The following is a 13,059-nucleotide window of genomic DNA, read 5'->3' on the forward strand; positions in this document are numbered from 1 at the left end:
GCTTACTCCGCACGCAGGCTCAAAAACTTCAGGCCGACAATGCCCATGATGATCAGTCCGAAGCAGGCCATGCGGGCCACGCTGCGGTCTTCATCCAGCATCAGCATGCCGTAGACGGCGGTGCCAACCGCACCAATGCCCACCCAGACCGCATACGCTGTTCCTACGGGAATGGTGCGCGTGGCCAGCGACAGCAAATACATGCTGGCCGCAATGAAGGCGCCACAAAACAGGCTCGGCCACAGCTTGGTAAAGCCTTCGGTGCGGGGCATGGCCGCGGCGTAGAAGATCTCGCACAGGCCCGCAGCAATTAAATACAACCAACTCATCCGCAGCAGCCCTTGTGGTGGTCATGCCCGCAATGGGGGTGGTCGTGGTGATCGTGATCATGGCTATGCCCACAGCTACCATGGTCGTGCCCATGGTCATGGGCGTGGGCATGGCTGTTTCCGTGGTGATGGTGACTGTGGCCGTCATTGGTCACGTGGCCGCCATAAGCGCCGCCTTCAGGCTCAAACGGCAGATCGGCCTCCACCACGGTCATGTGCATGCTGCGCAGCATGTCGGCCAGCACATGGTCGGGCTCGATCTTCAGGTGATCGGGCTGCAGCTCTATCGGCACATGGCGGTTGCCCAGGTGGTAGGCCGCACGCATCAAATCAAACGCCGTGCCGTGCGCGGCACAGGCGGTGATGTGCAGCACGCGTTGCGGTGCGGCAATGGCGCGGATCATGGTGCCGTCTTCAGCCACCAGGACGTCACCGCCGCGCACGGCCTGGCCACGGGGCAAAAAGATGGCCAGTTCGCGGCCCTGGCTGTCGGTGGCGGCAAAGCGCGATTTCTGGCGCACATCCCAGTCCAGCTCCACGGTGGCAGCGCGCTGCAGCAGCACACGGGCCAGGCCCTGGCCTTGGGGAAGGAGTTTGTTGACGGTCAACATAAGCGGTTCTACTTTCAAAAAGGGAGCTGGAAGCTGGCGCGAATCGTGCATTCCACACGTTTTCGTTCACTTGTTAGCATGACAGACATGTCAACCCCTTTTGCACATTCTTCGTCGGTGGTCACCGGCTGGCAGCCTTGTGGCGCCAGCCATGTGGCTGTGTATGGCACGCTGCGTGCCGGTGGTGTCAATGACATCGCGCGTCTGCGTGATGGCAGGGGGATCACAGGTCGCACCACCTTGGTTGGCACCCTGTACGACATGGGCTGGTACCCGGGGCTGAGCCTGCAAGGCACGCAGCAGGTGCTGGCCGAGGTGTACCCGCTGGATGCCGCTTTGGAGCAGGTGCTGGACGGCTACGAAGGCATCTGGCCGCAAGACACGGGCGAATACACCAAGCGCATCCTGACCGTGCCCGTGGCGCTCACCGGTGGCAGCACCCAGATGCTGGCCGTGCTGGTCTATGAAGCCTTGCCCACCGCAGTCACCCACTGCCCCGTGATTGAGGCAGGGGACTGGCTGGCTTGGTTCAACACCCACAAGGCGCATCTTCAGAACAAAAAGTAGCGCTGCGCCATCGGCAAGCTGGTGGCGGGCTCGCAGGTCAGCAAGTCACCATTGGCGCGCACGGCGTAGGTCTGGGCATCCACTTCCATGCGTGGCGCCAGATCGTTGTGAATCATGTGCTGCTTTTGCACACCGCGAATACCTTTGACGGCCGACAGCGTCTTGTGCAGACCAAAGCGCAGGCCAATGCCGGCAGCCAGACCCGCTTGCGACACAAAGGTGAGTGAGGTCTTGGCAATCGCACCACCAAATGCACCGAACATGGGCCGGTAGTGCACGGGCTGCGGCGTGGGGATGGACGCATTCGGGTCGCCCATGGCCGCCATGGCGATAAAGCCGCCTTTCAAGATGCACGCGGGCTTCACGCCAAAGAACGCGGGCTTCCAGATCACGATATCCGCCCACTTGCCCACTTCCAAGCTACCCACTTCATGGCTGATGCCGTGGGCAATCGCGGGGTTGATGGTGTACTTGGCGATGTAGCGCTGGACGCGGAAGTTGTCGTTGCGCGCGCCGTCGCCCTGCAATGGCCCGCGCTGCTGCTTCATCTTGTGTGCTGTCTGCCAGGTGCGCAAAATCACCTCGCCGACACGGCCCATGGCCTGGCTGTCGGAGCTGAACATGCTGATCGCGCCAATGTCATGCAGGATGTCTTCGGCCGCAATCGTTTCCTTGCGGATGCGACTTTCGGCAAAGGCCAAATCCTCGGCAATGCCCGCATCCAGGTGGTGGCAGACCATCAGCATGTCGACGTGCTCATCGAGCGTGTTGATGGTGTAGGGGCGTGTAGGGTTGGTGGAGGACGGCAGCACATTGGCTTCACCCACCACTTTCAGAATGTCGGGCGCGTGGCCGCCGCCCGCGCCTTCGGTGTGGAAGGTATGGATGGTGCGGCCTTTGAAAGCGGCCACTGTATCTTCCACAAAGCCGGATTCGTTCAATGTGTCGGTGTGGATGGCCACCTGTGTGTCGGTCTCTTCGGCCACATCCAGGCAGTTGCTGATGGCCGCTGGCGTGCTGCCCCAGTCCTCGTGCAGCTTCAGGCCAATGGCGCCGGCACTGATTTGCTCATGCAAACCATGCGGCAGGCTGGCATTACCTTTGCCCAAAAATCCCAAGTTCATCGGGAAGGCATCAGCCGCTTGCAGCATGCGCTCCATATTCCAGGGGCCGGGCGTGCAGGTGGTGGCAAAGGTGCCGGTGGCCGGTCCGGTGCCGCCGCCAATCATGGTGGTCACGCCACTGGTGAGCGCTTCTTCAATCTGCTGAGGCGCGATGAAGTGGATGTGGGTGTCGATGCCGCCTGCGGTGACGATATTGCCTTCGCAGCTAATGATCTCGGTGCCCGGGCCAATGATAATGTCCACGCCCGGTTGGGTGTCGGGGTTGCCGGCTTTACCGATGGCGGCAATGCGGCCGTCTTTCAAGCCAATATCGGCTTTGACGATGCCCCAGTGGTCAACGATCAGCGCGTTGGTCAGCACCGTATCCATCGCCCCTTGTTCGCGGCTGCGTTGGCTTTGCGCCATGCCATCGCGAATGGTCTTGCCGCCGCCAAACTTCACTTCCTCACCATAGCCGCCAGCGGCCAGCGTGAAGTCTTTTTCCACCTCGATGATGAGATCGGTATCGGCCAGCCGCACACGGTCACCCACGGTGGGGCCAAAGGTCTCTGCGTAGGCGCGTTTGTCCATCTGAGCCATCACAAGTTCCCCTGTACTAGGCCGCGAAAGCCGTAGATTTTTCGATCGCCGCCAATGTCGACCAGCTCTACCGTGCGCTGCTGACCGGGCTCAAAGCGCACGGCCATGCCGCTGGCAATGTTCAGGCGCTTGCCGTGGGCAGTCTGGCGGTCAAATTCCAGTCCGGCGTTGGTTTCGGCAAAGTGGTAGTGCGAGCCGACCTGGATCGGGCGGTCGCTGGCGTTTTTCACCAATACGGTGACGCAGGGACGGCCGGGGTTGAGCACGTGTGCACCCTCGTCGACCAAGATTTCTCCGGGGATCATTTCATATCTCCTTGGGTGGTGCCTCTGCATATGCCAAAGCGCACTACATGGGGCATTGCACGACGCAAACGCAGAGGCAGCGAGCAAGGGCCGCCCCGCAGCGAGGCTGTCGTCCCCCTAGAGGGGGAAGGCGCGTAGCGACTCAGGGGGGGCATATCAAGCCAGCCGGGTCAGCATGAACGCACCCAATGCGGCGGTCACGCCACCGGCCAGCTTGGCCAGCACGGCGTGGCGTTGCATCACTTGGTGGCCCAGCACCATGCCGCTGAGGTGCAGCAGGGCAGAACCTGCTGCCATGCCGATGACGGCGGCCAAGGCGGTGGGCAAGGTGTTGGCCGCCAGCTCCTGGCCGTGCGCAGCACCGTGGAAGAAGGCAAACACACCGGCCAAGCCTGCGGCGGCGCCCATGGCCATTTTTTGCTGTGCCATCACCAGCAGGCCCAGCACCAATACAGAGGCAGCAATCATGGGTTCCACGGCAGGCACTTGCAGGCCGGCGAAGCCCGCCAGGCAACCTGCGACCAGCAAGGCCACAAAGGCGGCCGGTGCCGTCCATTGCTTGCCCGAAGACTTGAACGCCAGTGCGCTCCACGCGCCCACGGCCAGCATGGCGGCCAGGTGGTCGGTGCCACCAAAGGGGTGGGCAAAGGCGTGGGTCAGGCTGTCCAGAAAGTTGTGGTGGCCACCGCCATCAGTGCCTACATGGGCCAGGGCAGACAGGGGCAGGGTGGCCACAGTGGCAACGGAAGTGGCGATCAGTTTCTTGGTTTTCATAGCTGTAAGCGCAGGTGAAATAAGGGCTGGAGGCCAAAAAGGCTTGCAATCAAATAATCGGTTCGTGCACGGTCACCAGCTTGGTGCCGTCAGGGAAGGTGGCTTCCATCTGGATGTCGGGAATCATCTCGGGCACGCCGTCCATCACGTCGTCGCGCGTCAGCACGGTGCGGCCTTCGCTCATCAGCTGGGCCACGGTTTTTCCGTCGCGCGCACCTTCCATCACAAAGGCGCTGATCAGGGCCACGGCTTCGGGGTAGTTCAGCTTCAGTCCACGGGCCTTGCGGCGCTCGGCCAGCAGGGCGGCGGTAAAGATCAGCAGCTTGTCTTTCTCGCGCGGAGTTAATTCCATATTCGTTTCCTCAATCAGGCCGCGCGGGGTTCAGTCCAAGGGTGTTGCTGGGTCAGCGCGCTGTATGCCGGTGTGGGATTGCAAGAGACGTGCCAGTGCTGGCTGTGGTGCAAGCGCTGCGCCTTGTTTTGGTGCTGCCGGACTGCATCGCAGCAGCAGCCGCTGAACGCTTTGGGGCGTTGCGCGGCTAAAACGGTGCGCCCGTGCCGTTCATCGTTGTTTGCTGCACCTTTGTGGTGATTTCGGATGCCTGTCGAAAAAGTGGCACATGGCTTGCATTGGGCTGGTGACACCGCCGCAACTTTCCCCATGGCGGGCACGTTCAATCCGTCCTTTGAGGAGCACTTTTCATGATTCAGCGCCGTTTTACTCTGAAGACTTTGGCTGCCACAGCTGCTGTGGCCAGTCTGGGCTTTGCCGGCATGTCGGTCCACGCGGCGGACACCATCAAGGTGGGCGTGCTGCACGCGCTGTCGGGCACCATGGCCATTTCGGAAACCGCGCTCAAAGACATGGCGCTGATGACGATCGAAGAGATCAACGCCAAGGGCGGCGTGCTGGGCAAGAAGCTCGAGCCCGTGGTGATTGACACAGCCTCCAACTGGCCGCTGGCGGCGGAAAAGGCCAAGCAGCTGGTCAGCCAGGACAAGGTAGCAGTCACTTTTGGCTGCTGGACTTCGGTGTGCCGCAAGTCGGTGCTGCCGGTCTATGAAGAAACCAATGCGCTGCTGTTCTACCCTGTGCAGTACGAAGGGGAAGAGCTGTCCAAGAACGTGTTCTACACCGGCGCTGCACCCAACCAGCAGGCGATTCCTGCGGTGGAATACCTGATGGGTGAAGACGGTGGATCGGCCAAGCGCTGGGTGCTGCTGGGCACTGACTATGTCTACCCCCGCACGGCCAACAAAATCCTGCGTGCCTTCTTGAAGGCCAAGGGTGTGGCCGACAAGGACATCATGGAAGCCTACACACCGTTCGGCCACAGCGACTACCAGACCATCGTGGCTGACATCAAGAAGTTCGCCGCCGGTGGCAAGACGGCAGTGGTCTCCACCATCAATGGCGACTCCAACGTGCCGTTCTACAAAGAGCTGGGCAACGCCGGCATCAAGGCGACCGATGTGCCTGTTGTGGCTTTCTCGGTGGGGGAGGAAGAGCTGCGTGGCCTAGATCCCAAGCCGCTGGTGGGTCACCTGGCATCGTGGAACTACTTCATGAGCGTGAAGAACCCGACGAACGACGCCTGGATCAAGCAGTGGAGCGCCTACGCCAAGGCCAAGAACCTGCCCGGCCAGTCCACCAAGCCTTTGACCAACGACCCGATGGAAGCCACTTACGTGGGCATTCACATGTGGAAGCAGGCGGTGGAAAAGGCCAAGTCCCTGGAGTCTGACAAGGTCATTGCGGCGATGGCTGGCCAAACCTTCAAAGCACCCAGCGGCTTTACGCTGACCATGGACCCCAAGAACCATCACCTGCACAAACCCGTGCTGATTGGCGAAATCAAGGCCGACGGCCAGTTTGACGTGGTCTGGAAGACCAAGGGCCCCATCAAGGCGCAGCCCTGGAGCCCCTACATCGAAGGCAACGACAAGAAAAAGGACGAGCCCGAGAAAAAGTAAAGCAAGGGGGAGCTGGCACAACAGTTGCAACGGTTGGGCCAGTACCGGAACCTTTGTTGCAAGGGCCCGTCCGGAGTGACGGGCTTTTTGTTGATGGGATGCTTATGTTTTCACCTTTCTTGCTCCGATGCAGGCCCTGGTTGGGGGCGGTGCTGGCCGCTAGCGCCCTGTGCTGGCAGCCCGCTGCCCAGGCCTTAACGGCCGAACAGGCGCTGGCCATGGCCGATGGCGATAACAACAGCCGCATTGCCGCGATACAAGCGGCAGTGGCCACAGGCGAAGCAGCCCGCGTGGCTGACTTTTTGAATGCGCTGCGCGACGGTGAGGTGCAATACACCGCAGAGCGCGCTTTTATTGTGCGTGGTGCTGAGGCGATGGACCCGGTCACCGGCCAAGCCACGGCTTTGCCTGAAGGTGCAGAAGATGCCAGCACCAACAACCGCATGCGCCGTGAAATTGCCCAGGCACAAGCCGCTTTGTACTTGCTGGTGGGCGATGATGCCGAACGGCTGGAAGCCGCCAAGGCCATGCTTCAGGGCGCCAGCGCAGAGCGCTTGCCGCTGCTGGAAAAAGCGCTGGCCCAAGAAACGAATGCAGCGGTGAAGACCGAGCTGGAGATGGCCAAAGCGGCCGCCCTGCTGGGCAGCGCAGACGCTCCCGCGCGCATCACCGCCGCGCAGCAACTGGCGCAGCGCGCCACGCCCGCGACGCGCTTGCTGCTCAATGAACAGCTGAGCCAAGAATCTGACGAGAAAGTGCAAGCCGCGCTCAAGCGTGCGCTGGCCGAAGTGCGCGACAAGCTGGCCTGGGGGGAGCGGCTGGGTGTGGCTTTTACGGGCATCAGCCTGGGATCCATCTTGCTGCTGGTGGCATTGGGCCTGGCCATCACCTATGGGCTGATGGGTGTTATCAACATGGCCCACGGCGAGCTGATGATGATTGGTGCCTACGCCACCTTTGTGGTGCAAGGCCTGTTTCGCAACTATCTGCCCAATTACTTCAACTGGTATTTGCTGGCGGCGGTGCCGGTGTCGTTCATGGCATCTGCCTTGGTGGGCGCGATCATGGAGCGCGGCGTGCTACGCTTTCTCTACGGTCGCCCGCTGGAGACGTTGCTGGCCACCTGGGGCATTAGCTTGGTGCTGATGCAGCTGGTGCGCACCACGTTTGGTGCGCAGAACGTGGCGGTGGAAAACCCCGTGTGGATGAGCGGTGGCCTGCAGGTGCTGCCCAATTTGATGCTGCCGTGGAACCGCGTGATCATCATCGCCTTTGCCTTGGCGGTGCTGGCGGGGGTGGCCTACATCATTGCCAAGACCCGCATGGGGCTGTTTGTGCGCGGCGTCACGCAAAACCGCCCGATGGCCTCCTGCATGGGGGTGAACACAGCACGCGTGGACACCATGGCCTTTGCTTTGGGCAGCGGCATTGCCGGTCTGGCGGGTTGCGCGCTGAGTCAGGTGGGCAATGTGGGGCCGGACCTGGGGCAAAGCTACATCGTGGATTCGTTCATGGTGGTAGTGCTGGGCGGCGTGGGTCAACTGGCAGGCACAGTCTATGCCGCGCTGGGGCTGGGCATTCTCAACAAGTTCCTCGAAGGCTGGACGGGTGCGGTGCTGGCCAAGATTGCCGTGCTGGTGTTCATCATTGCTTTCATCCAGAAGCGTCCTCAGGGCATCTTCGCAATGAAAGGCCGCAGTGCGGAATGACCATGAAGCAATCCCCTGTGCGGCTTCGCCGCTTCCCCGCTTCCCCGCTTCCCCGCTTCCCCTTTCTCTCGCTGCGCGGGAAAGGGGGCAACAGCCTCGCTGCGGGGCGGCCCTTGCTCGCTGTCTCTGGCGAAAGCGGGCTTTGCACACGCTCTGTGAAGGATCACAGCAATGACTAGTTCTGTATTGAAATCGAATGTGTTCGTGCCCGTGGAGTTGCCCCGGCGCAAACCGCTGTTGACCAAGGTGGGCTGGTCCGCCTTCATGGTGGCGCTGGTTGTGGTGTGTGCGCTCGCGCCGTTGCTCAATTTATGGGTGCCTGAGGGCAGCGTGCTGCACCTGTCGGACTACGGGGTGCGGCTGCTGGGCAAGATCATGTGCTTTGCCATCTGCGCGCTGGCCATGGATTTGATCTGGGGCTACACGGGCATTTTGAGTCTGGGCCATGGCCTGTTCTTTGCGCTGGGCGGCTATGTGATGGGCATGTACCTGAGCCGCGAAGCTGCAGGCCCTGATGCCTTGCCCGCCTTCATGGTGTTTTTGGACTGGAAGACGTTGCCGTGGTTCTGGAAGTTGTCGGACAGCTTTGCCGCCACCTTCATCCTGATCTTTGCGGTGCCAGGCATCGTGGCCTTTGTGTTTGGCTGGTTTGCCTTTCGCTCGCGCATCAAGGGCGTGTACTTTTCCATCATCACGCAGGCACTGACCTACGCGGCCATGCTGCTGTTTTTTCGCAATGAAACCGGCTTTGGTGGCAACAACGGCTTTACGGATTTCAAACAGATTCTGGGCATGCCGCTGGCTACGCAAGAGATGCGTATGGCGCTGTTTGTCATCACCGGCTGCACGCTGCTGGGCTTCTTTTTGCTGGCGCGCTGGCTGGTACGCAGCAAGTTTGGCCGCGTGCTGCAGGCCATTCGCGATGCAGAGTCGCGCGTCATGTTTTCGGGTTATGCGCCGCTGCCGTACAAGCTGACCATCTGGGTCATCAGCGCCATGATGTGCGGTGTGGCGGGCGCACTCTATGTGCCGCAGGTGGGCATCATCAACCCGGTGGAGATGTCCGCTGCCAGCTCGATTGAAATGGCCGTGTGGACGGCCGTGGGCGGGCGCGGCAGCCTGATTGGCCCCATCGTGGGAGCATTTGCAGTCAACGGCGCCAAGAGCTGGTTGACGGTGGCTGCGCCAGAGTTCTGGTTGTACTTTCTGGGTGCCTTGTTCATTGCGGTGACGCTGTGGATGCCCCACGGTATCGTTGGCGTGGTGCGCAAGCTGCGCGGCAAATTCCAAGCGAAGAAAGAGGGAGGTGCGGCATGACCCCCGACCTGATGGAAGCGGGTCGCCAGCGTATCCAGGCGGCGGCCCAAAAGGCGGCAGAAAACACCGAGTCCGGAGGCCGCAGCGCCAGCATGGCGCGCATTGCCACGCCGGGTGTCGTGGATGTAACGCATGGCCGCATCCTGTACCTGGAAGATGTGCATGTCAGCTTTGATGGCTTCAAAGCCATCAATGGCTTGAACTTAGACATTGCCCCTGGCGAGCTGCGCTGCATCATCGGCCCCAATGGCGCGGGCAAGACCACGATGATGGACATCATCACCGGCAAAACACGGCCCGACAAAGGCTCGGTGTTTTTCGGCTCCACCATCGATTTGCTGCGCCACAACGAGCCACAAATCGCGCAGCTGGGCATTGGCCGCAAGTTCCAAAAGCCCACGGTGTTCGAGCAGCTCACGGTGTTCGAGAACCTGGAGCTGGCACTCAAGACCCACAAAGGGGTCAAGCACAGCATGTTCTTCCGGCTGGACAGCGCGCAAAGCGACCGGCTGGCACAGGTGCTGCACACCATCCATCTGGCGGGCAGCGTGAACCGCATGGCTGGCGAGCTGAGTCACGGGCAAAAGCAGTGGCTGGAGATCGGCATGCTGCTGATGCAAGAACCCAAGCTGCTGCTGTTGGACGAGCCCGTGGCCGGCATGACCGATGACGAAACCGCGCGCACGGCCGAGCTGTTCTTGAGCCTCAAAGGCCAGCACAGCCTGATGGTGGTGGAGCACGACATGTCGTTCATCAACACCATCAGCGAGAAGGTGACGGTGCTGTGCGATGGCAGCGTGCTGGCTGAAGGGACGTTGGCCCAAGTGCAGGCCGATGAGCGCGTGATTGAAGTCTATTTGGGTCGGTAGCGATATGCACATCAGCCTTGATACGTTGTTGCAAAGCCTTGCCGTAGCGCTGCTACTGTCTGCGGCTTTGCGCCTCGTCTCAACCGCACCTCTATGAGGTGCTGGCTGATCTACATATCTTGCGGGAGTTTAAAAGTTATAGCTGCTAGCGCTTGTGATTCAATGGTTTTATGTGGTTATTTGCTTGAAATTAAAGAAACACAAGCGTTAGCAGCTATCAAGATTGAAAAGCGGTTTTCTAAAAAGAGAGCTGCTTGCGCAGGCCAGATCTGCGCTGGAGGCCAAAAATGCTAAAAGTTGAAAACCTGCACCAGTACTACGGCGGCTCCCACATCCTGCGTGACGTGAGTGTGCAGGCGGAACCCGGCAAAGTCACCGTGCTGCTGGGCCGCAATGGCGTGGGCAAGACCACGCTGCTGAAAAGTTTGATGGGGCTGGTGCCCATCAAAAGCGGCACTATCGAATGGAAGGGCCAGCCCATCGCAAAGCTCACCCCCTACGAGCGTGCCCGCGCAGGCATCGGCTTTGTGCCGCAAGGGCGTGAGATTTTTGGCCGCCTCACGGTGGAAGAAAACCTGCGCATGGGCTTGGCTTACTGCAAAGGCAGCACGCCGATTCCGCCGGATTTGTACGCACTGTTCCCGGTGCTGAAACAAATGCTGCATCGCCGTGGCGGTGATTTGTCAGGTGGCCAGCAGCAGCAGCTGGCCATTGCCCGGGCTTTGGCACCGGCGCCGGGGCTGTTGATTCTGGATGAGCCCACCGAAGGCATTCAGCCCAGCATCATCAAAGACATTGGTCGCGTGATCCGCATGCTGGCCAAGGAGCGCGGCATGGCGGTGCTGTTGTGCGAGCAGTACTACGACTTTGCCGAAGAGCTGGCCGATGACTATGTGGTGATGGAGCGCGGCGAGGTGATTGCCGCAGGACCGGGCGCCGAGATGAAGGACAAGCAAATCCAGAAGCTGGTGGCCATTTGATGCCGCAGTGCAGCCTGCGTGTGGGCCAGCCGTGCCTGCCCTGCATTCATGGGGCGGTGGGGTGGTTCTTGCGAAAGTACTCCCATTCCTCAACTTCTTGCCCGTTGGGTAAGATGCACATGGCATGTGTGCCTTGCGCGGTGTGTTCCATGCGCAGCTTGCCGCCTTGCTGAATGCAGTAGACCGAGGCCGGGTTGGCAATGCCCACAGCGTGTGCGGGTGGCTGTGCCGGGGGGGATGCGCTGCAGGCGCTGAGCAGGAGGGTGGCCATGGCCATGGTGGTGCGGGTTTGCATGAAATGCTCCTTGGGGACTGGACTGCCGTTGCTTATACGGGCAGTCGCGTGGGCAGTGTGGCCGCCACCGAGGTGGCTGGGTGGGCATGGCGTGCTATGGCCTGCCGTTTAACGCTTGGGGTGCTGGGGGCGTTTGGCCGCCAGCGCCGCCTCATACAGCGGCAGTGCCTTGGGCACATAGGCGTCGAGTTCGCTGATGCGCTTCTCGCCAGCCGGGTGGGTACTGAGGAATGCAGGGCTGCTTTTTTGCGCCACTTGCTGCATTTTTTTCCAAATCGACGAAGCATTGCGTGGGTCGTAACCCGCGCGGGCCATCAGCTCCAGGCCAATGATGTCAGATTCCAGCTCCATGGCGCGCGAGTTGGGCAGGTGCACCAGCATCTGAGAGCCCGCATTCATCAAGTCACCGGGCATGCCGGTGGCAAGGGATACGGTGCTGGTAATCAGGCTGGAGATGGTTTTCTGGGAGGCCTGCTCGCGTGAGTGTTCACGCAAGGCATGGGCAATTTCATGCCCCATGACGGCCGCGATTTCGTCATCCGTGAGCTTTAGCTGGTTGACGATGCCGGTGTATACACCAATCTTGCCGCCAGGCGCGCAGAAGGCGTTGATCTTATCGGATTCGAACACATTGATTTCCCAGGCCCAGTTTTTGGCATCGGGGCGAAATGTATCGACGTGGGCAATCAGGTCGTACCCAATGCGGCGCACGCGCTGCGTCATGGCTGCATCGGTGTTGAGCTTTTTCTTGGCCTGTGCGTCGGCCGTGAGTTGCTGAAAGCCTTGGGCGGCCTGGGCATTGATGACGTCGCTGGAAACCAGCAGCAGCTGGCTGCGCTCCAGCCCAATGGCGCCGGATTGGGTGGTGTTGGCGCAGCCTTACAGCACGGCGAGGGTGAGCAAGGTGCTGCCGATGCGGCCCAGCCAGCGGAAGGCGGTGTCAAAAACCATGGGTGTGCGAGTGCGGAGCAATGAAGTCGGGGAAGACGGATGCATCTGATTCAATCACAGTTGGGCCACCATTTCTCAGTGGTTCACTGTGCACCAGGCCACACAGAAACAGCCAGGCCGTATGGGGCAAGATGCTCCATACGGCCTGGCTGCTGCCCCACGCGCGGGGCGGGGTGTATTACTGAATGTTCAGTGTGGTGGTCTTGTCCACGGGCTGCAGGCGCTGCAGTTGCAGCGTCAGCACACCCAGCTCCAGCTTGGCGGTGGATGCGGCGGCATCAATCGGGTGGGGCAGCTCCCAGCTGCGGCGGACTTGGCGAGGGGCGCCTTCCACGCTGTTGAGGTGCACCATGTGTTCTTCAATACGCAGCTGCAGCTGCTCGCGGGTCAGGCCTGGCACATCCACGCTCAGCACCGTGGCAGCTTCGGTCTGGCTGACCTGAAAGTCCGCATTCAGCTGCTGGGTGGCGTTGGTAGCGGCTTGCATGAAGCGCTGCAGGGCGGCATCGGGACGGATAGCGTGGCGGATGATGGGGGTAGCCAAAAACATGCGAAAACTCCTTGGTGTTGAGTGGCGCTGTCTGCGCCTGGATGTCTCTCAAATGCGCACCCTTCACCGCTTTTCAAGGCATTTTTTTCAAGAATAAATTTCGCCAACAACCCTTGAAAAATGCT

Annotated in this window: 15 protein-coding genes; 6 read left to right on the forward strand and 9 right to left on the reverse strand. The window is 60.8% G+C overall.

All coding sequences use genetic code 11. The features are described 5' to 3' along the window. Positions 1 to 2: 2 nt before the first annotated feature. Complete coding sequence (locus AC27VO_RS02745; RefSeq protein WP_488665169.1) at positions 3 to 329, reverse strand: DMT family transporter; 327 nt, start codon at positions 327 to 329, stop codon at positions 3 to 5. Beyond that, complete coding sequence (gene ureE, locus AC27VO_RS02750; protein WP_488665170.1) at positions 326 to 940, reverse strand: urease accessory protein UreE; 615 nt, start codon at positions 938 to 940, stop codon at positions 326 to 328. Before ureE ends, AC27VO_RS02745 begins: the two co-directional genes overlap by 4 nt. A gap of 87 nt (positions 941 to 1,027) precedes the next feature. Here ureE and AC27VO_RS02755 point away from each other — a divergent pair, with 87 nt between their 5' ends. Next, a complete protein-coding gene (locus AC27VO_RS02755) occupies positions 1,028 to 1,507 on the forward strand; it encodes a gamma-glutamylcyclotransferase family protein (protein WP_488665171.1) in 480 nt (159 codons plus the stop codon). Here AC27VO_RS02755 and ureC read toward each other — a convergent pair. From ureC to AC27VO_RS02775, 4 genes are all read right to left on the reverse strand, one after another. Next, on the reverse strand, positions 1,492 to 3,210 hold the full coding sequence (ureC, locus tag AC27VO_RS02760) for an urease subunit alpha (protein ID WP_488665172.1): 1,719 nt from the start codon (positions 3,208 to 3,210) through the stop codon (positions 1,492 to 1,494). The two genes, AC27VO_RS02755 and ureC, sit on opposite strands and share 16 nt — an antisense overlap. Continuing rightward, positions 3,210 to 3,515: an urease subunit beta gene (locus tag AC27VO_RS02765; RefSeq protein ID WP_488665173.1), complete on the reverse strand. Its 306-nt coding sequence runs from the start codon at positions 3,513 to 3,515 to the stop codon at positions 3,210 to 3,212. Before AC27VO_RS02765 ends, ureC begins: the two co-directional genes overlap by 1 nt. A gap of 156 nt (positions 3,516 to 3,671) precedes the next feature. Beyond that, positions 3,672 to 4,289, reverse strand: coding sequence for a HupE/UreJ family protein (locus AC27VO_RS02770; protein WP_488665174.1), 618 nt, complete (start codon positions 4,287 to 4,289; stop codon positions 3,672 to 3,674). 49 nt (positions 4,290 to 4,338) lie between these two features. After that, on the reverse strand, positions 4,339 to 4,641 hold the full coding sequence (locus AC27VO_RS02775) for an urease subunit gamma (RefSeq protein WP_488665175.1): 303 nt from the start codon (positions 4,639 to 4,641) through the stop codon (positions 4,339 to 4,341). Positions 4,642 to 4,994: 353 nt separating this feature from the next. Here AC27VO_RS02775 and urtA point away from each other — a divergent pair, with 353 nt between their 5' ends. From urtA to urtE, 5 genes are all read left to right on the forward strand, one after another. Further along, positions 4,995 to 6,263 carry an urea ABC transporter substrate-binding protein gene (gene urtA, locus AC27VO_RS02780; RefSeq protein WP_488665522.1) on the forward strand — a complete coding sequence of 423 codons (1,269 nt, stop codon included), beginning with the start codon at positions 4,995 to 4,997 and terminating at the stop codon, positions 6,261 to 6,263. 104 nt (positions 6,264 to 6,367) lie between these two features. Further along, positions 6,368 to 7,972 (forward strand): urea ABC transporter permease subunit UrtB, encoded by a 1,605-nt coding sequence (urtB, locus tag AC27VO_RS02785; RefSeq protein ID WP_488665176.1) that lies wholly within the window; start codon positions 6,368 to 6,370, stop codon positions 7,970 to 7,972. 171 nt (positions 7,973 to 8,143) lie between these two features. Beyond that, positions 8,144 to 9,289, forward strand: a complete 1,146-nt coding sequence (gene urtC, locus AC27VO_RS02790) for an urea ABC transporter permease subunit UrtC (RefSeq protein ID WP_488665177.1) — start codon at positions 8,144 to 8,146, stop codon at positions 9,287 to 9,289. Continuing rightward, positions 9,286 to 10,158 carry an urea ABC transporter ATP-binding protein UrtD gene (urtD, locus tag AC27VO_RS02795; protein ID WP_488665178.1) on the forward strand — a complete coding sequence of 291 codons (873 nt, stop codon included), beginning with the start codon at positions 9,286 to 9,288 and terminating at the stop codon, positions 10,156 to 10,158. The genes urtC and urtD overlap by 4 nt, the downstream gene beginning before the upstream one ends. Before the next feature lie 287 nt (positions 10,159 to 10,445). Next, entirely contained in the window at positions 10,446 to 11,138 is a 693-nt protein-coding gene (urtE, locus tag AC27VO_RS02800) for an urea ABC transporter ATP-binding subunit UrtE (RefSeq protein WP_488665179.1), read from the forward strand. 46 nt (positions 11,139 to 11,184) lie between these two features. Here urtE and AC27VO_RS02805 read toward each other — a convergent pair whose 3' ends face one another. The 3 genes from AC27VO_RS02805 to AC27VO_RS02815 form a co-directional block, all read right to left on the reverse strand. Beyond that, positions 11,185 to 11,433, reverse strand: coding sequence for a putative hemolysin (locus AC27VO_RS02805; RefSeq protein WP_488665180.1), 249 nt, complete (start codon positions 11,431 to 11,433; stop codon positions 11,185 to 11,187). A 108-nt stretch (positions 11,434 to 11,541) separates the two neighbouring features. Beyond that, positions 11,542 to 12,156, reverse strand: coding sequence for a M48 family metallopeptidase (locus tag AC27VO_RS02810; protein WP_488665181.1), 615 nt, complete (start codon positions 12,154 to 12,156; stop codon positions 11,542 to 11,544). A gap of 406 nt (positions 12,157 to 12,562) precedes the next feature. Beyond that, on the reverse strand, positions 12,563 to 12,934 hold the full coding sequence (locus tag AC27VO_RS02815; RefSeq protein WP_488665182.1) for an Hsp20/alpha crystallin family protein: 372 nt from the start codon (positions 12,932 to 12,934) through the stop codon (positions 12,563 to 12,565). Between the last annotated feature and the right edge of the window lie 125 nt (positions 12,935 to 13,059).

This window comes from Comamonas sp. 14P8.1.4, from assembly GCF_057799285.1.

What these genes read in the sequence shown, in the direction of transcription:
- urtB (WP_488665176.1), top strand. Translation starts at nt 6,368, where the DNA reads ATGTTTTCACCTTTCTTGCTCCGATGCAGGCCCTGGTTGGGGGCGGTG.
- urtE (WP_488665179.1), top strand. Translation starts at nt 10,446, where the DNA reads ATGCTAAAAGTTGAAAACCTGCACCAGTACTACGGCGGCTCCCACATC.
- ureC (WP_488665172.1), bottom strand. Translation starts at nt 3,210, where the DNA reads ATGGCTCAGATGGACAAACGCGCCTACGCAGAGACCTTTGGCCCCACC.
- AC27VO_RS02765 (WP_488665173.1), bottom strand. Translation starts at nt 3,515, where the DNA reads ATGATCCCCGGAGAAATCTTGGTCGACGAGGGTGCACACGTGCTCAAC.
- AC27VO_RS02815 (WP_488665182.1), bottom strand. Translation starts at nt 12,934, where the DNA reads ATGTTTTTGGCTACCCCCATCATCCGCCACGCTATCCGTCCCGATGCC.
- urtC (WP_488665177.1), top strand. Translation starts at nt 8,144, where the DNA reads ATGACTAGTTCTGTATTGAAATCGAATGTGTTCGTGCCCGTGGAGTTG.
- AC27VO_RS02755 (WP_488665171.1), top strand. Translation starts at nt 1,028, where the DNA reads ATGTCAACCCCTTTTGCACATTCTTCGTCGGTGGTCACCGGCTGGCAG.
- AC27VO_RS02775 (WP_488665175.1), bottom strand. Translation starts at nt 4,641, where the DNA reads ATGGAATTAACTCCGCGCGAGAAAGACAAGCTGCTGATCTTTACCGCC.
- urtD (WP_488665178.1), top strand. Translation starts at nt 9,286, where the DNA reads ATGACCCCCGACCTGATGGAAGCGGGTCGCCAGCGTATCCAGGCGGCG.
- AC27VO_RS02745 (WP_488665169.1), bottom strand. Translation starts at nt 329, where the DNA reads ATGAGTTGGTTGTATTTAATTGCTGCGGGCCTGTGCGAGATCTTCTAC.
- AC27VO_RS02770 (WP_488665174.1), bottom strand. Translation starts at nt 4,289, where the DNA reads ATGAAAACCAAGAAACTGATCGCCACTTCCGTTGCCACTGTGGCCACC.
- AC27VO_RS02810 (WP_488665181.1), bottom strand. Translation starts at nt 12,156, where the DNA reads ATGACGCAGCGCGTGCGCCGCATTGGGTACGACCTGATTGCCCACGTC.
- ureE (WP_488665170.1), bottom strand. Translation starts at nt 940, where the DNA reads ATGTTGACCGTCAACAAACTCCTTCCCCAAGGCCAGGGCCTGGCCCGT.
- AC27VO_RS02805 (WP_488665180.1), bottom strand. Translation starts at nt 11,433, where the DNA reads ATGCAAACCCGCACCACCATGGCCATGGCCACCCTCCTGCTCAGCGCC.